The sequence below is a fragment of the Actinoplanes sp. NPDC048988 genome, from assembly GCF_043197815.1.
Classification (GTDB): Bacteria; Actinomycetota; Actinomycetes; order Mycobacteriales; family Micromonosporaceae; genus Actinoplanes.
In genome coordinates this window covers 79440-102424 of record NZ_JBICTW010000007.1, presented here as the reverse complement: position 1 = coordinate 102424, position 22985 = coordinate 79440, and the positions used below count along the sequence as shown (strand labels likewise).

General features: G+C 70.5%; 26 protein-coding genes. 12 read left to right on the top strand and 14 right to left on the bottom strand.

The genetic code is table 11. The features are described 5' to 3' along the window. The 9 genes from ACGFJ7_RS23345 to ACGFJ7_RS23305 form a co-directional block, all read right to left on the bottom strand. A complete protein-coding gene (locus ACGFJ7_RS23345; RefSeq protein WP_360255875.1) occupies window positions 1–297 on the bottom strand; it encodes a Rieske 2Fe-2S domain-containing protein in 297 nt (98 codons plus the stop codon). Further along, window positions 294–2750: a nitrite reductase large subunit NirB gene (gene nirB / locus ACGFJ7_RS23340; RefSeq protein WP_392643734.1), complete on the bottom strand. Its 2457-nt coding sequence runs from the start codon at window positions 2748–2750 to the stop codon at window positions 294–296. The genes ACGFJ7_RS23345 and nirB overlap by 4 nt, the downstream gene beginning before the upstream one ends. A gap of 1 nt (window position 2751) precedes the next feature. Next, window positions 2752–3099, bottom strand: a complete 348-nt coding sequence (locus tag ACGFJ7_RS23335; RefSeq protein WP_392643732.1) for a molybdopterin oxidoreductase — start codon at window positions 3097–3099, stop codon at window positions 2752–2754. Window positions 3100–3101: 2 nt separating this feature from the next. Further along, window positions 3102–5177, bottom strand: a complete 2076-nt coding sequence (locus tag ACGFJ7_RS23330) for a molybdopterin oxidoreductase family protein (RefSeq protein ID WP_392643730.1) — start codon at window positions 5175–5177, stop codon at window positions 3102–3104. 68 nt (window positions 5178–5245) lie between these two features. Beyond that, the gene (locus tag ACGFJ7_RS23325) at window positions 5246–5899 is read right to left on the bottom strand and encodes a sirohydrochlorin chelatase (protein ID WP_360255883.1); all 654 of its coding nucleotides are present in this window, start codon (window positions 5897–5899) and stop codon (window positions 5246–5248) included. Window positions 5900–5953: 54 nt separating this feature from the next. Continuing rightward, on the bottom strand, window positions 5954–7054 hold the full coding sequence (locus ACGFJ7_RS23320) for a uroporphyrinogen-III synthase (protein ID WP_360255885.1): 1101 nt from the start codon (window positions 7052–7054) through the stop codon (window positions 5954–5956). A gap of 106 nt (window positions 7055–7160) precedes the next feature. Continuing rightward, the gene (locus ACGFJ7_RS23315) at window positions 7161–7343 is read right to left on the bottom strand and encodes a hypothetical protein (RefSeq protein ID WP_360255888.1); all 183 of its coding nucleotides are present in this window, start codon (window positions 7341–7343) and stop codon (window positions 7161–7163) included. After that, window positions 7343–7534 (bottom strand): hypothetical protein, encoded by a 192-nt coding sequence (locus ACGFJ7_RS23310; protein WP_360255890.1) that lies wholly within the window; start codon window positions 7532–7534, stop codon window positions 7343–7345. The genes ACGFJ7_RS23315 and ACGFJ7_RS23310 overlap by 1 nt, the downstream gene beginning before the upstream one ends. A gap of 161 nt (window positions 7535–7695) precedes the next feature. Next, window positions 7696–8583 (bottom strand): diiron oxygenase, encoded by an 888-nt coding sequence (locus tag ACGFJ7_RS23305; RefSeq protein ID WP_360255893.1) that lies wholly within the window; start codon window positions 8581–8583, stop codon window positions 7696–7698. 64 nt (window positions 8584–8647) lie between these two features. Here ACGFJ7_RS23305 and ACGFJ7_RS23300 point away from each other — a divergent pair, with 64 nt between their 5' ends. The 8 genes from ACGFJ7_RS23300 (at window position 8648) to ACGFJ7_RS23265 (ending at window position 15090) form a co-directional block, all read left to right on the top strand. Beyond that, complete coding sequence (locus ACGFJ7_RS23300; protein ID WP_360255895.1) at window positions 8648–9337, top strand: TetR/AcrR family transcriptional regulator; 690 nt, start codon at window positions 8648–8650, stop codon at window positions 9335–9337. After that, window positions 9324–9647 (top strand): DUF4873 domain-containing protein, encoded by a 324-nt coding sequence (locus ACGFJ7_RS23295; protein WP_360255898.1) that lies wholly within the window; start codon window positions 9324–9326, stop codon window positions 9645–9647. The genes ACGFJ7_RS23300 and ACGFJ7_RS23295 overlap by 14 nt, the downstream gene beginning before the upstream one ends. Then, window positions 9644–11227: a flavin-containing monooxygenase gene (locus ACGFJ7_RS23290; protein WP_392643727.1), complete on the top strand. Its 1584-nt coding sequence runs from the start codon at window positions 9644–9646 to the stop codon at window positions 11225–11227. The genes ACGFJ7_RS23295 and ACGFJ7_RS23290 overlap by 4 nt, the downstream gene beginning before the upstream one ends. Further along, window positions 11224–12081, top strand: a complete 858-nt coding sequence (locus ACGFJ7_RS23285) for an SDR family NAD(P)-dependent oxidoreductase (protein ID WP_360255902.1) — start codon at window positions 11224–11226, stop codon at window positions 12079–12081. Before ACGFJ7_RS23290 ends, ACGFJ7_RS23285 begins: the two co-directional genes overlap by 4 nt. Beyond that, window positions 12078–12938, top strand: coding sequence for an alpha/beta fold hydrolase (locus ACGFJ7_RS23280; protein WP_360255904.1), 861 nt, complete (start codon window positions 12078–12080; stop codon window positions 12936–12938). Before ACGFJ7_RS23285 ends, ACGFJ7_RS23280 begins: the two co-directional genes overlap by 4 nt. An 87-nt stretch (window positions 12939–13025) precedes the next feature. After that, on the top strand, window positions 13026–13577 hold the full coding sequence (locus tag ACGFJ7_RS23275) for a DUF664 domain-containing protein (protein ID WP_392643724.1): 552 nt from the start codon (window positions 13026–13028) through the stop codon (window positions 13575–13577). 28 nt (window positions 13578–13605) lie between these two features. Then, on the top strand, window positions 13606–14727 hold the full coding sequence (locus ACGFJ7_RS23270) for a DUF5984 family protein (protein ID WP_392643723.1): 1122 nt from the start codon (window positions 13606–13608) through the stop codon (window positions 14725–14727). Window positions 14728–14838: 111 nt separating this feature from the next. Beyond that, window positions 14839–15090 (top strand): hypothetical protein, encoded by a 252-nt coding sequence (locus ACGFJ7_RS23265; RefSeq protein ID WP_360255911.1) that lies wholly within the window; start codon window positions 14839–14841, stop codon window positions 15088–15090. A gap of 104 nt (window positions 15091–15194) precedes the next feature. On the opposite strand, the gene ACGFJ7_RS23260 is transcribed toward ACGFJ7_RS23265, so the two are convergent. Beyond that, window positions 15195–15512, bottom strand: a complete 318-nt coding sequence (locus ACGFJ7_RS23260) for a hypothetical protein (RefSeq protein WP_392643721.1) — start codon at window positions 15510–15512, stop codon at window positions 15195–15197. A gap of 455 nt (window positions 15513–15967) precedes the next feature. Between ACGFJ7_RS23260 and ACGFJ7_RS23255 the strand changes: the two genes are divergently transcribed. Next, the gene (locus tag ACGFJ7_RS23255; protein ID WP_392643720.1) at window positions 15968–16882 is read left to right on the top strand and encodes a hypothetical protein; all 915 of its coding nucleotides are present in this window, start codon (window positions 15968–15970) and stop codon (window positions 16880–16882) included. Window positions 16883–16947: 65 nt separating this feature from the next. On the opposite strand, the gene ACGFJ7_RS23250 is transcribed toward ACGFJ7_RS23255, so the two are convergent. Further along, window positions 16948–18426 carry a DHA2 family efflux MFS transporter permease subunit gene (locus ACGFJ7_RS23250; RefSeq protein WP_360255920.1) on the bottom strand — a complete coding sequence of 493 codons (1479 nt, stop codon included), beginning with the start codon at window positions 18424–18426 and terminating at the stop codon, window positions 16948–16950. Between the two features lie 102 nt (window positions 18427–18528). Here ACGFJ7_RS23250 and ACGFJ7_RS23245 point away from each other — a divergent pair, with 102 nt between their 5' ends. Next, window positions 18529–19188 carry a TetR/AcrR family transcriptional regulator gene (locus tag ACGFJ7_RS23245; protein ID WP_392643718.1) on the top strand — a complete coding sequence of 220 codons (660 nt, stop codon included), beginning with the start codon at window positions 18529–18531 and terminating at the stop codon, window positions 19186–19188. On the opposite strand, the gene ACGFJ7_RS23240 is transcribed toward ACGFJ7_RS23245, so the two are convergent. Beyond that, on the bottom strand, window positions 19160–19447 hold the full coding sequence (locus ACGFJ7_RS23240; protein WP_360255924.1) for a DUF1905 domain-containing protein: 288 nt from the start codon (window positions 19445–19447) through the stop codon (window positions 19160–19162). The genes ACGFJ7_RS23245 and ACGFJ7_RS23240 overlap by 29 nt on opposite strands. 4 nt (window positions 19448–19451) lie before the next feature. Beyond that, complete coding sequence (locus ACGFJ7_RS23235; protein WP_360255927.1) at window positions 19452–20456, bottom strand: DUF5937 family protein; 1005 nt, start codon at window positions 20454–20456, stop codon at window positions 19452–19454. A 65-nt stretch (window positions 20457–20521) separates the two neighbouring features. Between ACGFJ7_RS23235 and ACGFJ7_RS23230 the strand changes: the two genes are divergently transcribed. Beyond that, window positions 20522–21724: an MFS transporter gene (locus ACGFJ7_RS23230; protein ID WP_392643716.1), complete on the top strand. Its 1203-nt coding sequence runs from the start codon at window positions 20522–20524 to the stop codon at window positions 21722–21724. A gap of 126 nt (window positions 21725–21850) precedes the next feature. Here ACGFJ7_RS23230 and ACGFJ7_RS23225 read toward each other — a convergent pair whose 3' ends face one another. Then, window positions 21851–22198, bottom strand: a complete 348-nt coding sequence (locus ACGFJ7_RS23225) for a hypothetical protein (RefSeq protein ID WP_360255931.1) — start codon at window positions 22196–22198, stop codon at window positions 21851–21853. A gap of 151 nt (window positions 22199–22349) precedes the next feature. Between ACGFJ7_RS23225 and ACGFJ7_RS23220 the strand changes: the two genes are divergently transcribed. Next, complete coding sequence (locus ACGFJ7_RS23220; protein WP_360255934.1) at window positions 22350–22973, top strand: TetR family transcriptional regulator C-terminal domain-containing protein; 624 nt, start codon at window positions 22350–22352, stop codon at window positions 22971–22973. Window positions 22974–22985 lie beyond the last annotated feature (12 nt).

The window sequence follows — 22985 nt, the reverse complement described above, 5'->3', positions numbered from 1 at the left end:
TCAGTCCCCCAGCATGATCTTGTCGTCGTCGATGGACACGGGGTAGACCGCGACGTCCGGCTGGCCGCTGAGCGAGCAGCCGGTGCGCAGGTCCCAGGCGTTCAGGTGCATCGGGCAGATGACCTGCTTGAGGTCGATCTGGCCGTCCGCGAGGGGGCCGCCCTTGTGCGGGCACGTCGCGGAGGTGGCGCGGACCGAGCCGTCGCGCAGCCGGAAGACGGCGATCATCTCGCCGTCGACGGCGAAGGTCCGGCCCTCGCCGAGCGGGATCTCGTGGACGGAAGCGATGGGCCTCATGCGCGCACCGGAACCTGGGGAAGGACGATCAGGGGCAGGGAGGTTCGGAACTGGCCGGGCGTGGCCGGTTCGTCGCGGTCCTTCCACGGATCGCGGTAGGCGGCGACCGACGCTTCCATCGCGGCGTCCAGGTCGGCGGCGATGCCCTCGCTGTCGTCCACGACCACGGCGCGGACCTTTTCGATGCCGACGCGCGGGACGAAGGCGTACGTCCGCTCCAGCCAGTTCGCGTTCTCCCGGTAGTACTGCAGGAACCGGCCGGTCAGCGTGATGACTTCCGCGGGGCTGCTCACGGTCGTCAGCAGGTCACCCTTGCGGATGTGGGCTCCGGCGGCGCCGCCCACGTAGATCTCCCACTTGCCGCCGTCGATGGCGACGACACCCAGGTCCTTGACGTACGCCTCGGCACAGTTCCGCGGGCAGCCGGTCACCGCCAGTTTCATCTTCCCGGGGCCCTCGATGCCCTGGTAGCGCTCCTCCAGCGCGATGCCCAGCGCGGTCGAGTCGCCGACCCCGAAGCGGCAGAAGTCGGAGCCGACGCAGGTCTTCACGGTGCGGAAACTCTTGCCGTACGCGTATCCGGACGGCATGTCGAGATCGGCCCAGACCTCGGGCAGTTTCTCCTTGGGGATGCCGAGCAGGTCGATGCGCTGACCGCCGGTCAGCTTGACCATCGGCACCTCGTGCTTCTCGGCCACCTCGGCGATCCGCTTGAGCTGGGCCGGTGTGGTGACGCCGCCCTTCATCTGCGGCACCACCGAGAACGTGCCGTCGCGCTGGATGTTGGCGTGCACCCGGTCGTTGATGAACCGGGCGTCGCGCTCGTCGACGTACTCGCCGCCCCACATCATCTTCAGCAGCGAGGCCAGCCCCATCTTGCTCTTGGCGTCCTCGTCGCCGCCGAGCTTGGCGAACACCGACGACACGCTGCGAAGTGAATGCAGCCGGATCGCGTTCATCAGCTCCGGCTTCGGCATCGGGATGCCGGGCACGTAGTAGGACGCGGCCGGGTCCTCCTCGACCTCGCCGCCGGCGGCCCACTCGACGATCCGCTGCACCACGCTCTTGCAGGTTCCGCAGCCCTTGCCGGCCCGGGTCTTGTCCATCACCCCGGAGACGGTCTTGCAGCCGCTCTGCACGGTCGAGCAGATGGTTCCCTTGCTGACGCCGTTGCAGTTGCAGACCTGCTCGTCGTCGGCCATGTCCTCGACCTTGACCTCGCCGGCCGGGCCGCCCAGGTCGAACATGAGCTCGGCCCGCTCCTCGGGCAGGGCCAGGCCCCGGTCGAACGCCTGCATGAGGAAGGCGACCTTCTTGACGTCGCCGACCAGTGTCGCGCCGACCAGGCGGCCGTCGCGGATGATGACGTTCTTGTAGACGCCCTTCTTCGGCTCGGCGAAGGTGAGCACCTCGTCGTTCTCGTGCTCGGGCTCCTTGAGCCCCATGGCGGCCACGTCGACGCCGGCCACCTTGAGCTTGGTGGCGACCTGCGAGCCGTGGTACTCGGCCAGCGGGTTGACGCCGGTCAGGTGGTCGGCCAGCACCTTGGCCTGGTCCCACAGCGGAGCGACCAGGCCGTAGACCTCGCCGCGGTGCTGAGCGCACTCGCCCACGGCGTAGATGTCGTCCTCGTCCTGCACCCGCATCTGGTCGTCGACGACGATGCCGCGCTCGACCACCAGCCCGCTGGCCGCGGCCATCTCGGCGTTGGCCCGGATACCGGCGGCCACCACGATGACGTCGCAGCCGATGACCCGGCCGTCGGCGAGCTTGACGCCGGTCACGGCGTGCTTGCCGAGGATCTCGGTGGTCATGCCGTCGACCACGACCTCGATGCCCAGCTTGGCCTCGATGGTCTCCTTGAGCTGCCGGCCGGCCTGCTCGTTGAGCTGGGTGTTCATCAGGTGCCCGGCGGCGTGGACGAGGGTGACGTGCGGCAGGTGGTTCTGCAGGCCGCGCGCCGCTTCCAGGCCGAGCAGGCCGCCGCCGATGACGACCGCCCGCTCGTGCTCCTTGGCGTACCGGATCATCGCCCGGGTGTCGTCGAGCGTCCGGAAGGCGAAGACGCCCTGGTGATAGCCGCGGCCGGGGCGGTGCGCGCCGGGAATCGGCGGCACGAAGGCCCGGCTGCCGGTGGCGATGATCAGCTTGTCGTACGGGGTCTCGGTGCCGTCCTCGGCGTACACCCGCTTGGCGTGCCGGTCGATGCGCTCGATCCGGGAGCCCGCGTGCAGGGTGATGCCGTTGTCCGCGTACCAGGAAAGGTCGTTGAGGAAGATGCCGGACTCGTCCTCCACGCCGGCCAGGACGTTGGAGAGCATGATCCGGTTGTAGTTGCCGTACGGCTCGTCGCCGAACATCGTGATGTCGAAGTCCCCGCCGCGGGCGAGGATCTCCTCGACGGTCCGGGCGCCGGCCATGCCGTTGCCGATGACCACCAGTCGTTGGCGCATGTCAGATCTCCACCAGTCCGAGGTCGACGACGACCGAGCCGGAGACACCGGCCGGCGCGCCGAGCCAGAGCTCGATCACGGTTCCGGACAGCAGGTCCTCGACGACCCGCAGCGGCACGTGCACGTCACCCTTGGCGCCGATCGGGAAGTACCGCATCGGCTTGCCGTCGCGCGTGAGCACGACGGTGACGAGGTCGGCGGCCGCGTTGCCGCCCCGGAAGTAGACGGCCTGCGTGGTGACGCCGTCGGGCACCACGTAGGACAGCGCGGGGGCGATGGGCGTCGGCTGGTCCAGGCCCTTGCCCTCGAACGTGAAGACGCCTTGCAGGAATCGTGGCGTGGAGTGCACGGCTAATCGGTTCCTTCCTCGAACGTTCGGATCGCGACCGCGCACGCCTTGAAGGCGGGCATCCGTGAATGCGGGTCGAGAGCCGGGTTGGTCAGCGCGTTCGCGCCGGGCCAGTGGAACGGGGCGAAGACCGTGTCCAGCCTGATCCCGTCGCTGAGCCGGGCGCGCAGCACCGCGGCGCCGCGGCGGGTGCGCAACTCGACCAGGTCGCCGTCGGCGATGCCGTGGCGGCGGGCCAGGTCGGGGTGGATCTCCGCGCGGGGTTCGGGCAGCGCGACGGCGAGCGCCTTCACCCGGCGGGTCTGGTTGCCGCTCTGGTACTGCTGCATGTTGCGGCCGGTCGTCAGGACGTACGGGAAATGCTTGTCCGGCATCTCCGCCGGATCCCGGTGATCGACTTTGATGAAGCGGGCCCGGCCGATCGGGAAGCCGTCGGCGAACAACCTCGGTGTTCCCGGGTGGTCCTCGGACGGGCACGGCCAGAAGACGCCGTCCTCGTTCTCGATGCGCTCGTACGTGATGCCGCTGTAGTCGGCGATGCCGCCGGCGCTGGCCCGGCGCAGCTCCTCGAAGACCGCACGCGGATCGCTGCTGAAGAACTTCCCGCGGCCGAGGCGCTCGGCCAGTTCGGTCAGCACCTCCAGGTCCGTCTTCACGTCCGGCGGCGGGGGCAGGGCCCGCTTGCGGCGCAGCACCCGGCCCTCGAGGTTGGTCATCGTGCCCTCCTCCTCGGCCCATTGGGCGGTCGGGAGGACGACGTCGGCCAGCTCGGCCGTCTCGGACCGGAAGATGTCGGAAACAACCAGGAAATCGAGTGCCCGAAGCCGTTCCAGGACGCGGTTGCTGTGCGGGGCCGAGACGGCGATGTTGCTGGCCAGCACCATCAGCACCCGGACGCCGCCGTCGGTGCCGAGACGATCGAGCATTTCGTACGCGGACAGACCCGGCTTGGGGAGCTCGTCCGGGTCGATCCCCCACACCGCGGCGACGTGAGCCCGGGCCGCGGGGTCGTCGAGCTTGCGGTATCCGGGCAGCTGGTCGGCCTTCTGGCCGTGCTCGCGGCCGCCCTGCCCGTTGCCCTGCCCGGTGATGGTGCCGTAGCCCGAGTACGGCTTGCCGACCAGCCCCAGCGCGAGCGCCAGGTTCAGCCAGGCCTGCGCGGTGTCGGTGCCGTTGCTGTGCTGCTCGGCCCCGCGCGCCGTGAGGATCATCGCCGGCCCGTTGGTGGCGAGCAGGCGTACGGTCTCGCGGATCTTGGTTTCCGGTACGCCGGTCATCCGCTCGACCCGCTCGGGCCAGTACGCGTTGGTGGCCGCCTTCACGGCCTCGAAGCCGGTGGTCCGCTCCGCGATGTACGCCTCGTCGACGTAGCCCTCGCGGATCGCGATGTGCAGCATGCCGTTCGCGAGCGCCAGATCCGTGCCCGGCAGCGGCTGAAGGTGCAGGTGGGCGCCGTTGGCGGTGGCCGTGCGACGCGGGTCGACGACGATATGCTTGGCGCCGGCCGCCCGCCCCGTGTCCAGATACTGCATGGACGGCGGCATGGCGTCGGCCGGGTTCGCGCCGACCAGCAGCACGGTCCGCGCCTCGGCCACATCCTCCAGCGGAAACGGCAGCCCGCGGTCCACGCCGAGCGCGCGGTTGGCCGCCGTCGCCGCCGACGACATGCAGAACCGGCCGTTGTAGTCGATCGACGCCGATCGCAGCGCCACCCGCACGAACTTGCCGAGCGCGTACGCCTTCTCATTGGTCAGCCCGCCGCCGCCGAACGCGCCGACGCTGTCCCGCCCGTACGTTTCCTGGCTCGTCACAATAGCGTCGGCGATTAGGCCGAGCGCCTCGTCCCAGGTCGCCTCCCGCAACGGGCTGGTGCGATCTCCGGGCGTTTTCCGAACCAGCGGAGTCAGCAGCCGATCCCGGTGATCCAGCAGGTCAGCGGCGGTGAAACCCTTGGCGCAGAGGCCGCCCTTGTTGACCGGGAATTCGCGCGGCTCGAGCTTCACCACGGGAATACCCGGGGTCAAGGTCATGCCGCACTGCAGGGCGCAGTAGGGGCAATGCGTATCGGTTGCCGTCACGCGTTCAATGCTCGTGGGCGATTGTTTACCGCCGAGTCCTCCGCCGTTGCCGCGACGTACGGAAAAACCTACAAGCGGCTTTCCGCGGTTGTGAGAAGAGCGGACTCGTAGCGGCTGACGACCAGATCGGTGGTGACCGGGTCGAGGCAGAGCGGCGGGGTGACCCAGTCGGCGCCGGCCTGGTGCAGTTTCCGGTAGAAGAGGCCGTCGGCCAGCAGGTAGGAGGCGATGGCGATCCGCTTGGCGCCGCGGTCGCGCAGATCGGCCACGACGTCGGCGACCTTCGGATCGTGGCCGGCGACATAGCCGACATGGGCGCCGATACGGGCGGCCAGGGCGTCGATGTCGGCCCGCCAGGCCGGATCGGAGGAGCCGGCGGCGGCGAGAACGATGGCGTCGGCGCCGCGCGGAAGGCGGCGGACCATGCTGTCGAGCAGGGCGTCGTCGGGGCCCAGGGGGCGCGTGACGGGGATGTCACGGCCGCTCACGGCATCGGCGATGTCGACCCGGACGTGGTAGCCGGCCGACAGGAGAAGCGGGACCACGACGGCGTCACCGACCAGAGGGACCACGTCGGCGACTTTGGGCTCCTGGACGTCCACGTAGGTGAGGCGCACGTCGAGGGCGGGCCGGCGGGCGGCCACGCGGGCGACCAGGTCGCGGATCTGGGCTTGGCCGTGCGGGCTGCGGGTGCCGTGGGCGACGGCGATGAGAGCGGGCATTTATCAGGCCTTTCGCGAGAAAAGGACCGCGCCGTTGCGGCCTGACCGAACGTCTCAGGCGGGCTCGTCCAAGCGGAGCCGGTAACCGCGCTTGATCACGGTTTCGATGTGGCGGCCGGAGCCGAGCGCGGTCCGCAACCGGGCCACCGCCACGTCCACCGCGTGCCCGTCGTTGCCTCGGGGCAGGGCCGCGATCAGCTGATCCTTCGACACCACCACGCCCGGCCGGGCGGCCAGCGCCGTCAGTATCGCCATCGCCGCCGGCGCCAGCGAGTGCGGCACGTCGTCGATCAGCACCGCGTGCCCGCGCATCTCCAGCGTCGACCCGGCTACCTTCAGCTTGACCGACCTTTTCGGCAGCTCGTCGGTCACCGTCTTGATCAGCGCGCCCAGCCGGAACCGTTCCGGCATCACCACCGGCACGCCGAGCTCGATCAACGGCGCCGCCGTCACCGGGCCCACGCACGCCGCCAACGTCCCGGCCGCGAACCGGTCGAGCACCGCCGCGCGGGAGTCCGCGGCCAGGTGGAGGAACGACTTCACCGCCGGCGCGCTCGTGAACGTCACCGCGTCGATCTGCCCGGCCGTGATCTGCTCGACCAGGCGGCGTACCGGCCCGGTGTCGGAGGGCGGGACCCAGCGGTAGACCGGCACCTCGACGACCGCCGCGCCGGCCGCCCGCAGCGCCGCCACGAACTCGGTCTGCGGCTCCCCGTGTTCCTGCACCGCGATCCGCAGGCCGGCGATGCCCTCTTCGAGCAGCCGGGACAGGATCTCCTCGGTCGCCTCGGTCTTGGCCGCCCACTCCTCGGTGAGCCCGGCCGCCCGTACGGCCCCGCAGGGCTTGGGCCCTCGGGCCACGATCCGGGCGCCGCGCAGCACCTCGCGCAGCTGATCGGCCAGCCCCCAGCCCTCGGCCGCTTCGAGCCAGCCACGGAAGCCGAAGCCGGTGGTCGCCACGACCAGGTCGGGCGCCAGCCCGATGCAGGCGGCGGTGGCCGCGTGCAGCGCCTCGTCGTCGATGAGGGGCACGATGCTGATCGCCGAGGCGGTGACGACACGGGCTCCGCGCCGCTGGAGCAGCGCGGTCATCTCGTCACGGCGCCGCTCGGCGGTGACCGCGACGGTGAATCCCGTCAGCGCCCCCTCGGTCATCCAGGCTCCCCCAGAAGTAGTTCACGCCAGCCTGTCCACGATCCGTTACCGGGACGTCGAACCTTTGTTTCGGGCTGAATAACGCGTGATCACTTTCCGGAGGGTGTCAGTCCGCCTCTTCGACGATCTTGCGGGCGGTGGCGAGCAACTTGAACACCTCGATGCGGCCGTCGAGGAAGCCCATCCGGTAGTCGGGGCCCGTCTCGGGATGCTGGGCGCGGACCGGGTCGCGGCGCGCGGCCATGCCGTCGGCGCGACCCGCCTCGTACGCCAGGAATGCGTCGTCCATCAGTTGTTCTTGCCGTCCAGGGCGCGGCGGATCGCGGCCAGCAGGTTCTCCTCGAACGCGGAGACCTGGCCGTCGACGAGACCGACCAGGTAGTCCGGGTCCTCGGCGCGCGTCTCGTCCTTGCGCCGGCCGGCGAGCCCGTCGGCCCGGCCGTCCTCGTACGCCAGCAGGGCGCTGTCAGCGCTGTCCATACGTCCTCCCCGAACGCTTGTCGCCGCGCTCGAGCGCAGACATCGCGATCCAATCTCCCACGCGACGACAGCACCGCCCACCGGCTGAATCGGCCGGGCGAAAATCCTAAAGTCGCAGGTCAAGGGCCGGTTCAGCTGAATTACTGCGCGTTGGGAAACAATTACGCAGCGGCAGGAAGCAGGCCCGAGCGCCGCCACAGGGCGCGGCCCGGCCCATCGACCAGGTCAAGATCCTTGAGGTACGCCACCACGCGCTCCCCGGCCCAGCGGAGCGTCTCCTGGAAGTGCGGGTTGGCGTCGGCCAGCCGCTTGCCCTCGGCCGGCGACAGCCCGATCGAGCGGTAGACGGCCGGGTGGATCAGGCGCGTTCCGCAGAGGTAGGCGGCCCGGGCGATCACCACCTTGTCGAAGGTGAGCCGCCCCTGGCCGGCCTCGCGCACCTGCCGGGCCAGCTCCTCGCGGGCGTACCGGACGTGCCGCGCCTCCTCGACCACGTGGATCCGGGAAACCATCCGGACCAGCGGCTGCACCTGCTCGTCGGCCATCGCCTCGCGCTGCAGGGTGTCCAGGATCTCCTCGCAGATCAGGATGGCCGCGAACATCCGCGGGCCGGTGCCGGTGGCCGCGATCCACTTGCCGAGCCACGCGTTGACGCCGTCGGGCCGGTACACCGGCGTGCCCAGCGTCGCGATCATCTTGCCGAACATGACCGAGTGCCGGCACTCGTCGGCGACCTCGGTCAGCGCGTACTGCGCGTGCGCGGCGGTCGGGTCCTGCTTGTAGTAACCACGGATCAGCAGCTGCATGAGGATCGTCTCGAACCACACGCCGAGCCCGGCGATGCTGGCCACCTCGTGCCGGGTCAGGGTGATCCGCTGCTGTTCGCTGAGCCGGTCCCACACCGCGGTGCCGTAGAGGCTCGACCGGTGCGGCGGCACGAAGTACTTGCCGTCGGCGAACGGCGCCTCCCAGTCGATCTCCACTTCCGGGTCGTACGAGTGTTCCGCGGACGACCTCAGAAGCCGGGTGGCGGTGCGATCGCGATCCATCAAAACCCTCCCGCGGACTGTGAGGTACTTGACGTTACCTCGGGTAACAGTTACTTCTAGTACTATGAACACGGAGGAGACGCCGGTCAATACGGACGGCCGGAAAGGCCGCTGGGCGGGCCACCGTGAGCAGCGAAGGTCCGAGCTGACCGAGGCGGCCATCGAGGCGATCCGCCGGCACGGCCCCGAGGTCGGCATGGACGCCATCGCCGCGCACGCGAAAGTCAGCAAGCCGGTGCTCTACCGCTACTTCGCCGACAAGTCCGAGCTGTGGCTCGCGGTCGGTCAGCGGGCGGCCGGCATGGTGCTCGACGCGATCGTCCCGGCCGTGGCCGCGGTCCGCGAGGAACGGGCGGCGGTCGGCGCGGCCATCGACGCCTACCTCGGGCACATCGCGGCCGACACCAACCTCTACCAGTTCGTGGTCCACCAGCCCGAGATCGCGCGCGGCCGCGACGTCGTGGCCGACGTGGTCGACACGGTGGCCAGCGGCCTGGCCCGGATCCTGGGCGACCGGCTGCGGGCCCGGGGGCTCGACTCCGGCGCGGCGCTCCCCTGGGCGTACGGCGTGGTGGGTTATGTCCAGGCCGTCGGCGACTGGTGGCTGCGGCAGCAGCAGCCGATCAGCCGCGAAGCCCTCGGCGACTATCTGACGACGTTCCTGTGGGGCGGCGTGGCAGGACTTCAGCAGGCGGCGGACGTGCCGGGCGGGCTCGCCGCGTACCGGGAGGAGACGAGCTTTGGCCGATCTTGACGACGAGTACAGCGGTCCCGACGAGGAGTACCGGGGGCCGGCCACGCTGCACGTCGGCGAGGCGGGCCACCCGGTCGAGATCCGGCTGTCGGCCCGGTTCGAGCCGGTCGAGGGACGCTTCCGCTGGGCCGGGCGCACGGCGCCCGACGAGACGCTGCGGGAGCGCGTCGCGGGTGGCCTACGGCAGGCGTCGCTGGCGCTTCCCGGGTCGACAGCGGTTGAGGTACGCCTGAGCGAGCCCGACCCGTGGGGCGGCGTCCGCCTGTCCGGCACGGGAACGCCGCCCTGGTTCGGGAGGTTCGGCGCGTGAGCCACTACGACGTCATCATCATCGGGGCCGGGCTCTCCGGCATCGGCGCGGCCTGGCGGTTGCAGGAGTCGGGGCTCGGCAAGACGTACGCCGTCCTGGAAGCCCGGGACGCGATCGGCGGGACCTGGGACCTGTTCCGCTACCCCGGCGTCCGGTCCGACTCGGACATGTTCACGCTGAGCTACCCGTTCCGGCCCTGGCGCGACACGCAGTCGCTCGCCTCCGGCGACAAGATCCGCGACTACATCCGGGACACCGCCGACGAGGGCGGCATCAGCCGGCACATCCGCTTCAACACCAAGGTGGTCGCGGCCGGCTGGTCCTCCGACGACGCCCGCTGGACCCTGACCATCGCCGACGGCTCGACGATGACCTGTTCCTTCCTGTACGCGTGTTCCGGTTACTACAACTACGACCGCGGCTACCAGCCGGACTTCCCGGGCCTGGACGAGTACGAGGGACAGCTGGTCCACCCGCAGTTCTGGCCGAAGGACCTCGATTACCGCGGCAAGCGGGTCGTCGTGATCGGCAGCGGCGCCACGGCGGTGACCCTGGTGCCGGCGATGGCGCCGGACGCGGCGCACGTGACGATGTTGCAGCGCTCCCCCTCGTACCTCACCTCGCTGCCCTCACACGACGTCGTGGCCCGAGCGCTGCTCCGCGTGCTGCCCGGCGCCACGGCGAGCCGGATCGCGCGCGCCAAGAACATCGTGATGACGCAGGGCTTCTACCAACTGGCCCGGCGCCGGCCCGACCGCGTGCGCAAGGTGCTGCGGTCGCTCGCGGTCAAGGGGCTCGGCGACGAGGCGTACGTGGACGAGCACTTCAAGCCCTCCTACAACCCGTGGGACCAGCGCCTCTGCGTGATCCCCGAGGGCGACCTGTACACCGAGATCAAGGCCGGCCGGGCCTCGGTGGTGACCGACCACATCGACGCCTTCACGCCGAACGGCATCCGCCTGAAGTCGGGCCAGGTCCTCGAGGCGGACGTCGTGGTCTCGGCGACCGGCCTGTCCCTGCTGCCCATCGGCGGGGTCGAGGTCAGCGTCGACGGCACGCCGGTGCAGCTCGGCGACCAGGCGGCCTACCGCGGCGTGATGCTGAGCGGCGTACCCAATCTGGCCTACTGCATCGGATACGTGAACGCCTCGTGGACGCTGCGGGCCGACCTCTCGCACCGCTACGTCATGAAGCTCCTGCGGCACATGGACCGCAACCACCTCGCCGTGGCCACCCCGACCACCCCGGGCGATTCCGGCCGGCCCCTGCTCGACCTGTCGTCGGGCTATGTGCAGCGCGCCCTCGACGACTGGCCCCGCCAGGGCGTCCGGGCCCCGTGGATCGTCCGCCAGAACTACCTGCGCGACGTCATCACCACCCCCCGAGCCGACGTCACCCGCGACATGCGCTTCCGCCGCGCCACCCCCGCTTCCCACCGAGCCCCCTCCGCCCCTCGCGCCGCCGCCCCTCCCGCCGTCGCCTCTCCCGCCGTCGCCTCTCCCACCGTCGCCTCTCCCACCGTCGCCTCTCCCACCGTCGCCTCTCCCACCGTCGCCTCCCAGAAGGGCCTCGCCCCATGACCCGTCTCGGACATTTCCGATTTGCCGGACACACGGCCGTCCTGACCGGTGCGGCGAGCGGGATCGGCGAGCAACTGGCCTACCAGCTCGGTGAACTCGGCAGCCATCTCGTCCTCGTCGACCGCGACGAGGCCCGCCTCAAGACCGTGGCCGACCGCGTCCGCGCGTCCCATCCCGGCCTGACCGTCGACACGATCGTGGCCGACCTCGCCGACCGCGCCCAGGTCGACGGCGTCGCCACCAAGGTCCTCGCCGACCATCCGGCGATCGGCCTGCTGATCAACAACGCCGGCATCGCCCTCGGCGGGCGCTTCGACCAGGTGACGGTCGAGGAGTTCGAGACCGTCATGAACGTGAACTTCCGGGCCCCGATGCTGCTCACCCATGCCCTGCTGCCGGCGCTCACCGCCGCCCCCGGCAGCCACCTGGTGAACGTCTCCAGCCTGTTCGGGCTGATCGCCCCGGCCGGCCAGAGCGCGTACGCGGCCAGCAAGTTCGCCCTGCGCGGCCTGAGCCAGGCCCTGCACACCGAACTGGCCGAGAACGGCGTCGGCGTCACCACGGTGCATCCGGGCGGCATCCGTACGAGAATCGCCGAAAGCGCGATCGTCGGCACCCACGTCCCCACCGCCGAGATCGAACCCAACCGTAAACTCTTCGACGCGCTGCTCACCTATCCGCCGGAGAAGGCCGCCCGGCAGATCATCGAGGCCGTCGCCAAGCGCAGGCCGAGACTGCTGATCGCGCTCAGCGCCAAGGCCCCCGACCTGCTGGCCCGGCTCTTCCCGGTCGGCCACGCCCGCGTCATGCAGTTCCTGACCACCACCTCCGTCAAGATCGGGGCCCGCAAGTGAACTATGTGGAGGTCCAGGGCAGCCGCATCCGCTACCACGCGACCGGCCCCGCCGACGGCCCCGCCGTGGTGCTGCTGCACGGCATCGGCCGCAGCCTGGAGGACTGGCTCCCCCAGCACGACCGGCTCACCGAACACCGCGTGATCAGCCTGGACATGCCCGGCTTCGGCCTCTCCCAGCGCCTGCCGGCCCGAACGACGTTGTCCTCGCTCGCCGAGGGCGTCTGGGCCACGCTGGACGCGCTCGGCGTCACCGACCCCGTACACCTGATGGGCAATTCGCTCGGCGGCGCCGTGGCGATGCAGATGCTGGTCGACGATCCCGCCCGCGTCACCACCCTGACCCTGGTCAACAGCGCCGGCTTCGGCAAGGAGGTCACATTCGCTCTGCGCATGCTGGCCGTGCCGTTCCTCGGCCGCCCCCTGCTCGGCCGCATCGACCCGCGCGTGGCCAAGCGGGTGGAACGCTCCCTGTTCGCCGACCGCGCCCTGGTCACCCGGGAGCGGATCGCGATGGCCGTACGCATCGGACGGCAACCCGACTTCGCCGCCGTCTACCTGGAGATCGCGCGGGCCCTGGGCGGCTTCCGCGGCATCGCCCCCCGCTGGCGCGCCGAACTGCTCAACCGCGTGGTCCGTAACCCCAAGCCCACCCTGATCCTGTGGGGCGACCGCGACCTCATCCTCCCGGCCATGCACCTGACCGCCGCCCGCGCGGCCCTCCCCCACGCCCAGTCCCACCTGTTCGCCGACACCGGCCACATGCCCCAGCTCGAACGCCCCGACGACTTCGCCCGCCTGGTGAGGCCGCTGCTGGCCCTCTCAGCGGAACCGCCGAGGGCACACTCCACCTTGTAACGGCGTCACGCCGCGAACACGGCTGGATGCGACTCCGTCCCCTATTCCGGACGCCGATCGTCCGGCACCCGGTCTACGGTGCCTCCCATGAGCGATATTCCCTGGGAGCCCCCCGTCGCCGGCACCGAAACCGAACACCTGGTCGGCGCGCTCGACCGGATGCGCTGGACGTTCCGCTGGAAGGCCGGCGACCTCACGTCGGACGGCCTCAACCAGCGGCTGCCCTCGTCCACGCTCACCCTCGGCGGCCTGCTCAAACACCTGGCGCTGGTCGAGGACCATCAGATCACCGGCAAGTTCTTCGGCGAGCCCCTACCCGCGCCGTGGGCGACGGTCGACTGGGACAGCACCCCCGACTGGGACTTCACCTCGGCCGCCGACGACAAACCCGAGGACCTGTACGCCCTGTACGACGCCGCCGTGGCCCGAGGACGAGCCCGCCTGACCGAGGCCCTGGCCGACGGCGGCCTGGACCGCCTCTGCCCCCGCCCGTGGCCCGACGGGCGAACCCCGAGCCTGCGCCGCTTCGCCTACGACCTCCTGGAGGAGTACGCCCGCCACGTAGGCCACGCCGACCTCCTGCGCGAGTCCGTCGACGGCCGCGTCGGCGAGGACCCCCCGGCCGGCTGGCGCCCCTGACAGCCGACAGGACACTATGGAGATTCGGGTGGACCGGACCACCTTCGACTACCAGGTCCGCCTGAGCCTGTCGGCGCTCGGCCCGGCCCAGAACCACCGGGTCGACGCCGAACTGGTCATCGAGACACCGTTCCTGCTCAGCGACCGCGCCGGCCGCCGGCACAAACTGGATCCCGGCTCCGGAGCAGCCCTGGCCCCGGCCCTCGACCTCTTCCAGCGAACCGTCACCGCCGTCGACATCCGCGCCGACGGAGCCCTCCACCTCACCTTCGGCGAAGGCTTCCAGCTGTCCGTCGCCCCCCACCCCGACTACGAGTCGTGGAGCCTCACCGGCACCGGCGTCACCCCCATCACCATCGGCCCCGGCGGTAGACCGGATGGCGTGTCGACTCCTGGCGGATGTGACCATCTCACGGTGATCGAGTTTCGCTTCGAGCTGTACCCGCTGGGTGAGGTGTCGCCCTGGGGCGGGGAGCGGCCGGCGCTGCACTGGTTCGGGCTCACCGAGGGCTGGTACTGGATCGAGGTGAACGGGCATGAACTGCTGCGCCGCACGCGCGCCGATGGGTCCCCGCCGTATGTCGACTACTACGTGGCTCGGCTCTGGGAAGACGTGAACGTGCTGACCCCGGCGGTGCTGGAGGTGGTGCCCGGCACGTTGCAGCCGTTCATCGCCTCGGAGTGGAAAGGCGGGAATCTGCCGTGGTCCATCGACGAGGAACTGGCGGCCGAGTGGTACAGCGAGCACTACCTGGACTTCGGCTACATACGGAACCCGCCGAGTGTGCGCCTCTGGCGAACCGTCGACGGCGATCGCGACGAGGTGACGCTCGACTGGCGGCATGAGGACGACGGGGAGATCGGCTTCACCGCCGGCCCGACCGTACGGGTCAGCGTCCCGGCCGCCAACTATCTCGAGGCCGTGCGCACGCTCGACCGCGAGCTGATGACCGCGATGCGGCAACGGATCGACGAGCTGCGGCAGCGGGGCGGTCTCCCCGGTATCGAACTCGACCTCGCCACCTTGGAGCGGGAGCACGAGGACCGTACGAAATGGCTGGGCTTGAATCTCGCCCGCTCCCCCGGAACCGACTGGAAGGCCGTCATGCGGGGCGCGAAAAGCCTAGGCGCGAGGCGAGATGTCTCTTGACCAGTAGTCATCAGTGCGGGAAGCTGTCCTCCTCGCCGCCGCCGGCGTGGTCGACAGCCCGAGAGGGGTTTCCTGGCCGTTGCGGTTCTCGAAGCATTGCGGAGGAAGGGCATGAACGACGTTCTCGAACAGACGGAGTCCGGCCGCGAGATCGCTCGCCGAAACTTCGAGCAGGGCTTCGAGCAGGGCTTCAGGCAGGGCTTCGAGCAGGGCTACGTCGACGGGATGCGCGCGCTTCTGCGAGCGCGATACGGCGATGTCGCCGACCTGGACAACCTCGCCCGGCGGCTGACTGGCCGCGGACACGGGAGTAACATCGTGCGCATCGTCGCCGGCGCCACCTTGGCGGAGCTCCGTTCCTAGGCCGAGTTGGACGCGCTGACAGATCCCCGCCCGGCTCGCACACCGAACTCAGCTTGGCAGGCCCACGTGTACCGAGCCCGCCAAGCCGACAAGACTGATCTATGTCAGACGCCATCACCCCCGCTCGCGCCGGATCCCTCCGGGCGTCGGGGCATCGGCGGGTCGACTTCACCAGCTGATGTCGGCGCTTTTTCACTCGTTAGTGCACCAGCCGGCTTTTCTTCCGTGCCGGCCGCTTCGACGACGGGCTCCTTCGGAGCCTTCGCCCAGAATTTGATGAAGAACGCAAACGGCTGCCAGGAGATCTCGAACGCTCCGCCGGTCTTGCTCGCCTTCCTCACAAGGTCGAACGTCACCAGGAGGAGACCCAACGAGATCACGAGGGAAACGACCGCTGCGATCAGACGAGCGGCGTCTCCCACGGTTGCGTCCCGCTAGCGGTAACTGTTCATGGTGCGGGCTGCCCTTCTGCAATGGGGCTTATAGGGGCGTGTCGACGCGCCACCGCCAACTGTTCTCGCCTATGTGCCTGCTCCCTCAGGCGTCAGGTCGGCCGGTGGAGGTCTCTCCCGCGCTCGAGTGAGGTGAAACGCCACCGATGCCGGGCTGCCCGTAAAGGCCTCCGTGTTGACGACACCGATGCGCAGGGATACTCCCCTCCGCACCGGACAATACGCCCACTGGGCAACCCCTGGAATCGCCGCGGCTGCGGGCCGGGATCCGCGTCTGCGGAGGTGATCCGTCACGCGAGGCGCGGGTCACCGCTGAGGCCGGAGACGGGTAACTAGGCGCAGCGCAACATGCTTCTTGACTAGTAGTCACGAGGTGCGGGAAGCTGTCCTCCGCGCCGCCGCCAGGCGCGGAATGGGGGAGACAAATGGCTAAAAGCGTGGCCTCCGATGTCGCGTCGCCACGGGCGGCGCCCGCCCGCGACTTCGATGGTCTGTACAAGGCGTTGCTGGACGCGCACCCTCGTGAGGCGCTGCAGGTTTTGTGCGGTGCGCGCCTTGACGACAGGGCGGTGATTCTCGATGGCCCGACCGAATTGCCCCGGCAGCGCAGCAGTCAGCGTGACAAGACATATGTGGTTCAGTACGGCGAGGGAATCCCGACCGACATCTATCATGTCGAGGTCCAGGTGCAACGCACCGAGGACTTCGAGGAGCGAATGGTGGACTACTGGGCGGGCCTGGCGCTGAAGTATCGGCGGTCGACCCACCGGATCCATCAGGTGGTGCTCTGGCCGCTCGGCGGGGGTTATCCGGGCCGGTTCGAGCGCGATCAGGCCCGGCTGAACTACCGATCGGTGAACATTCCCGGCGACGTGGATCCGGGCTTGCTTCTCGCCAGCCCTCTGGCGCCGTTGGCGTTGTGGTCACAGCAACCGCCGGACGATGTCGTCGAGCAGGTTGTCGATCGGATCGCCGCGACTGCGGCGCTCGAGGAGAAGTTGGTGCTCATCGAGCTGGGTATGCTCGTGGGAGGTTCCCTGGCGGTTGCGGTTCTCGAAGCATTGCGGAGGAAGGGCATGAACGACGTTCTCGAACAGACGGAGTCCGGCCGCGAGATCGCTCGCCGAAACCTCGAGCATGGCCTGGAAAAGGGCCGAGAGCAAGGCCGGGAGCAGGGCGTGGAGCAGGGCCACGTCGACGGGATGCGCGCGCTTCTGCGGGCGCGGTATGGCGACATCGCCGACCTGGACGACCTCGCCCAGCGGCTGGCCGGCCGCGACCACGAGGGGAACATCGCGCGCATCGTCGCCGGCGCCACCCTGGCGGAGCTACGTTCCTAAGTTTTGTCTGACGCGATGACAGATCCCCGGCCGCGAACCGCGACCGGGGATCTTTTGTGCGTGGGTCAGTGGGCCATCGCCGGCGGGGCGTCGGGGTCGACGTCCAGGGGGCCGGTGCGGAACAGGAGGGCGGCGACGATGCCGGCCAGGACGAAGAAGCCGGCCGACCACCAGAAGACCGTGGTGTAGCTCTGCAGTGCGGCCTCGGCGGCCAGCGTCGGGGACGGGGTGTGCGAGGACGCGTAGTTCGTGGCGGCCGTGGCGGCGAAGGAGCTCAGCAGGGCCGTGCCGATCGAGCCGCCGATCTGCTGGACGGTGTTGATCATTGCTGAGGCGACGCCGGCGTCGCGGTGCTCGACGCCGCTGGTGGCGGCGTTCTGCGTGGGGGCGAAGACCAGGCCCAGGCCCAGGCCGATGATGATCAGGCCGGGGAGCACGCCCGAGGCGTACGTCGAATCGAGGTCGAGCCTGGTCAGCAGGACCATGCCGGCCGCCGCGACGAAAGCGCCGAGCGGAACCAGCGGGCGCGGGCCGATCTTCGGGGTGAGGATCGAGCCGGCCGTGGTCGCGGTCAGCATGATCGCGCCGAGCATCGGCAGGAACGCCAGGCCGGTCTTCACCGGGGTGAAGCCGAGCACGGCGACCAGGTAGTACGTCAGGAACAGGAAAATGCCGAACATGCCGGCGCCCGCGATGGCGATCGACGCGTACGAGCCGCCGCGGTTGCGGTCGAGGACCACGCGCAGGGGCAGCAGCGGGTTGGCGACCCGGCGCTCCACGAGCACGAAGGCGATCAGGACGATGACGCCGACGATGATCGGGCCGAGCGTCCAGCCGCCTGTCCAGCCGTCCGTCTCGGCGTTGGCCAGGCCGTACACCAGGGCGACGAGGCCGACCACGGCCGTGATCGAGCCGATGACGTCGATCCGCCCGTGGCGGGCGACGGGCTCGTCCTTGAGCTTGAGCGAGGCGCCCACGACCGCCAGCGCGGCGATCACGAGGTTGACGTAGAGGCACCAGCGCCACGACGCGTACTCGGTCAGCACCCCGCCCAGCAGCAGGCCGATGCCGCCGCCGGCGCCGGAGATGGCGCCGAAGATGCCGAAGGCCTTGCCCCGCTCGGTGGGCTCGGTGAACGTGGTGGAGAGCAGCGACAGCGCGGCCGGGGCGAGGGCGGCGCCGAAGGCGCCCTGCAGCGCGCGGGCGACGATCAGCAGCTCGAGGTTCTGCGCGGCGCCGCCGAGGGCGGAGGCCAGCGCGAAGCCGATCAGGCCGATGAGGAACATGCGCTTGCGGCCGACGAAGTCGGCCAGCCGGCCGCCGAGCAGGAGGAGACTGCCGAAGGCGAGGGCGTACGCGGTGACGACCCACTGCCGGTCGGCGTCGCTGAAGCCGAGGTCGGCCTGGGCGGTCGGCAGGGCGATGTTCACGATCGTGGCGTCGAGCACCACCATGAGCTGCGCGAGGGCGAGGACCACGAGCGCCCACCAGCGCCCCGTGGTCCCCGTCCCGCGTGTTTCGAGTTGATCAACAGTGGTGGTCATCGAGTGCCTTCCAGAAACGTAAGTTGAGGTTGCCCCTCCACATAACGCAGCGTAGCAACGGAAGTTGAGTAGTTCCCTCCGTTTAGATGTACGCTTGGCCACATGCCAGCCACCGCCTCCCGACCGCTGCGCCGCGACGCCCAGCGCAACCGGGAGCGCATCATCGAGGCCGCGCGCGAGGTGTTCGCCACGCGCGGCTTCGCCGCCACGCTCGACGACGTGGCCCATCACGCGGGTGTCGGCGTGGGCACCGTCTACCGCCGCTTCCCCACCAAGGAAGCGCTGGTCGAGGCGATCTTCAGCGAGCGCATCGCGGCCATGGTGGCCCTGGCCGAGGAGTGCCTGGCCGACCCGAGCGCCTGGGACGGCCTGACCCGCTTCATGACGGCCGCCTGCCGTACGCACAGCGAGGACCGGGGCCTGCGTGACGTCATGCTCAGCCTGGGCATGAAGAAGCGGTTCCCCGAGGCCGGCGACCGCATGGAGATCGTCATCATCGAACTGGTCGCCCGGGCCAAGGCCGAGGGCACGCTGCGCCCCGACTTCGAGGCCACCGACGTCCCCATCATCTTCACGATGGTCAGCGACATCGGCGGGGCGGGCCCACAGGCGTACGAACGCTATCTGCGCCTGGTCATCGACGGCCTGCGCGTCTGCTCAGGCAACACCCCGCTGGGCGACCCGCTCACCCGCGACGAGGTGATCGCCCTGCTCAGCGACTGCGTGCCGGCGGTCAAGCCCCGATCCGCAACCGCACCGTGACGGTCTCCCCCACGTCGAGCCCTTCCTTGCGCCGCACATCGGTCTTGATCGGCACGATGTAGCGCCCGTCCTTGGGCCACAGCGAGGTCGTCCACCCGGTCTCCCCGATCCGCGCCGTCACCGGGATCATCCCCCACCCGTAACTCACCAGCGACGACGCGGCCTCGATCTCCCGGCACTCGTCCTCGGGCACGGTGACGAAGTGCCACGGCGCCGGCCCCCGCCAGAACCAGATCTCCCCCGCGAACTCCATGTCCATGCGATCACCATATTGAAGCCGCGCCATACGTCACCGGAGAGTGAGCCAGCGCGTCGCCCAGGGCGGTGCGGGTGTACAGCACCGAACGGCCGTCTCGGGCCCGTTCCACCAGGCCCGCCTGGTGCAGCACCTTCAGGTGGTCGCCGACGGCGCCGATTGTCATGCCGTACGCCCTCGCCAATTGGCTTGTGCTGGCCGGCTCGGCCAGCGTGACCAGCAGCAGGGCGCGCGAACGCCCGATCAGCGCCGCAAGGTGGTCCGGTGCCCGCGGCGGGCCGTGTTCGAGCAACGTCGCCACGCCGCGCGCCGGATAGACGATCGCCTTGGGCCAGGGCGCGTCCGCGTACACCGCGATCTCGGGCCAGATGAACACCGACGGGACGAGCAGGAGGCCTTCGCCGTTCAGGTGGGTGGTTCCGCCGTGCCGTCCGATCAGGTCGATTCCGCCGTCGCGCCAGCGCACCTTCGGGTGCAGGCCGGTCAGCGCCGCCTCCCATCCCGAGCGGCTCAGCTCTCCGCCGCGGTGCACGACGTCGCGTTCGCAGAGCAGCCGCAGCCGGGGCCAGTCGTCGGCGAGCAGGGCCTGCCACGCCTCCTCGAGCTGATCGGCCAGCCGGTCCAGCACGTCGCGGGCCGCCAGGACTCTCCGCGCGGCCGCCGTCGTGTTCGGCTGCCGCCGCAGATAAAAGTCGATTTCCTTCTGTACGGCGTCAGGCGGCCCACCCCGAAGCTCGCGCAGGTCGTCCTCGATCGTCTGCCCGTGTCTCTGCGGCGGCGGGGTCAGGAACGTCGCCCCCGACCGCGGCAGCCGCAACGCCAGGATCGCCTGCATGGCCGGCCGCGACCGCATCGGCTCGAACCGGGGCCGCAGCCGCTTCAGCCACACCTCCGGCACCCCTTGCCGTTCCGGGCTGGCCACCGCGTGGATCAGGTGGTGCAGTTCGAAGACCGGCGACAGTGCGAACCGCGTACGCAAAAGGTCTTCAGCCCCGACGACGAACCGCTGCACCCCACGACCTTACGCCTGGTGGCGAAACATTCGCCCGCTCCGTTCGGACCGCCGAGGCTCAGCGCATGACTGTCGCCGACCGACCGGCCACCTACCGCGAGGTGTTCGCCGAGCCCACGTTCCGCGCCCTGTTCGCCGCGCGGACGCTCGCCATCGGCGCCAACTCGCTGCAGATCTTCGCGCTCTCCGTCCTGGTCTACGCGGGCACGGGTTCGCCGCTGCTGAGCGCGCTGGCCTTCGCCGCCGGCTTCCTGCCCCAGTTCGCCGGCGGACTGCTGCTCGGCTCCCTCACCGACCGCCTCCCGGCCCGCCGCCTGATCACCATCGGCTACGCGGTCGAGGCGGCACTGGCCGCCCTGCTCGGCCTGGCCCACCTGCCGGTGCCCGCGAGCCTGCTGCTGGTGGCCCTGGTCGCCACCGGTACACCTGTCTTCGCCGGCGCCGCCGCCCGCGTCATAGCCGAACGTCTGACCGGCGACGCGTACGTCCTGGGCCGTTCGGTGTCGAACATGTCCTCCTCGGCCGCCCAGCTCCTGGGCCTGGCCGGCGGCGGCGTGGCGGTCGCCGCCGTCGGCGCCCGCCCGGCCCTGCTGGTGGCCGCCCTGTGCTTCGCCGTCGCCGCGGCCGCCGCCCGCCTCGGCCTCCCCGCCGACACCGCGACTCCACCCCGCCCGCCCTCCTCCGGCCGGAGCGGAGCGGTCCGCGACAGCTGGGTGGGTGCCAAGGCGATGCTTTCCGACCGTACGATCCGCCGGTTGCTCCTGGTGCAGTGGCTGCCCTCGGCCCTGATCGCCGGCGCCGAGGCGCTGCTCGTCTCGTACGGCGGCAAGCGTGGTTTCCCGCCCGGAGCCGGCGCCGTCCTGATGGCCGCACCGGCCGTCGGCATGCTGCTGGGCAACTTCGCCGTGGGCCGCTTCCTGCGCCCCAGCCTCCGGGAGCGTTTCGCCGGCGCCTTCGTCGTCGTCCTGGGCGCCCCGCTGATCGCCCTGCTGCTCGCCCCGCCCTTCCCGATCGTCGTGGCGCTGCTGACCGTGGCCGGCACCGGATACGCGTACGGCCTCGGTGTCCAACGGGCCTTTCTGGACGCCGCGCCCGCCGACCGCCGTGGCCAGCTCTTCGCCCTGTTCTCCACCGGCTTGATGGCCCTGCAAGGCGTGGGCCCGCTCCTGCTGGGAGTGGTCGCCGAGGCCACCACTCCCACCTTGGCCATCGCCCTGGCCGGCGCCGCCACCGTCCTCATCGCCCCCGCCCTGCGCTCCCGCCCTTGATCGGCCTTCGTAACCGTTTCGGCGCGTCCCTGATCCATGCGCTCCTCCAGTTCACCGGTGTTCGGCCGTTCGACCCCACGGGTCGTCCCGCTGGTCATTCGGCACCGCCTGTTCCCGGGCGGGGCCTCAGCCGTCGGCCGGTGAGCGGCGGCGCCCGGCCAGCACGGCCACCGCGAGCCCGGCCTGCGCCGCCGGTACGACCAGCGCCGCCGTCGTCAGGCCGCCCGCCGCCGCGTGCATCGCCGTCATCACCGCGGCCAGCACGATCAGATCGCGCCACGCCGCCCCGTCGTCCGGTCGCCGCCACAAGTGGACGCCGCACCGTACGCAAACCAGCGACAGCAACAGCAGCCCGGCCGTGAGGACCAGCCCGTGACGGGCGTGCTCCCCCGCCAGCGCGACATGCCACCCGGCGCCCAGCACTCCGATCGCCGCCGCCAGCCGGCCGGCGGTGCACACGGCGCCTCGCGTCACGGGCTGTCCTCCGGGCGGGAAGGGGTCGAGCGCTGAGTGTGCCACACGCGAGCGCTATTTTGAGCGCCCGCTCGACCACGACGCCGTCTGTGTAACCTGACCCGATTCGGGAATGCGGGCCCGAACGGCCGCTACATGAGGAGAAAGTTCGTTGCCCAAGATCGTCGACCACGACCAGCGCCGCAGCGAGATCGTCGAGGCGTTCCTGTCCGTGGTCGCCCGCAAAGGCCTGCCCGCCGCGACCAGCCGCGCCATCGCCACCGAGCTCGGCGTGGGCACCGGCGCGCTCTGGCACTACTTCGACGGCTTCGACGCCGTCACCGCCGCGGCGTACCAGCGGGTCTTCGAGCGCACGAACGAGCGGATAGCCGGCGCCTCCACCGGACTGCGGGGCCTGGCCGCGGTGGACGCGATGATGCGCGAGATACTGCCGCTGGCGAAGGAGACGCTGGACGAGGCCCAGGTGGTCGTCGGTTTCTGGGGCCGCCTGGCCGCCAACGAGACGCTGTCCGCGGCCGAGGCCGACGTGAGCGACCACTGGGGCGGCCGCCTCGGCCACCACCTGCGCGAGGCCGTCGACGACGGCGAGCTGACCGCCGGCACGCCGGTGGACGGCATCGTCGACCTTCTGCTGTCGATCGCCGTCGGCCAGCAGGTGCACGCCGTCATGGCCACCCCGTTGATGGACCCGGCCCGGCAGCTCGCCCTGATCGAGCAGTGCCTGGCCCCTTGGCGCCCCACCCGCGCTCACGATCAGGAGGCCGTCACCAGGTAGGCCGCCGACATC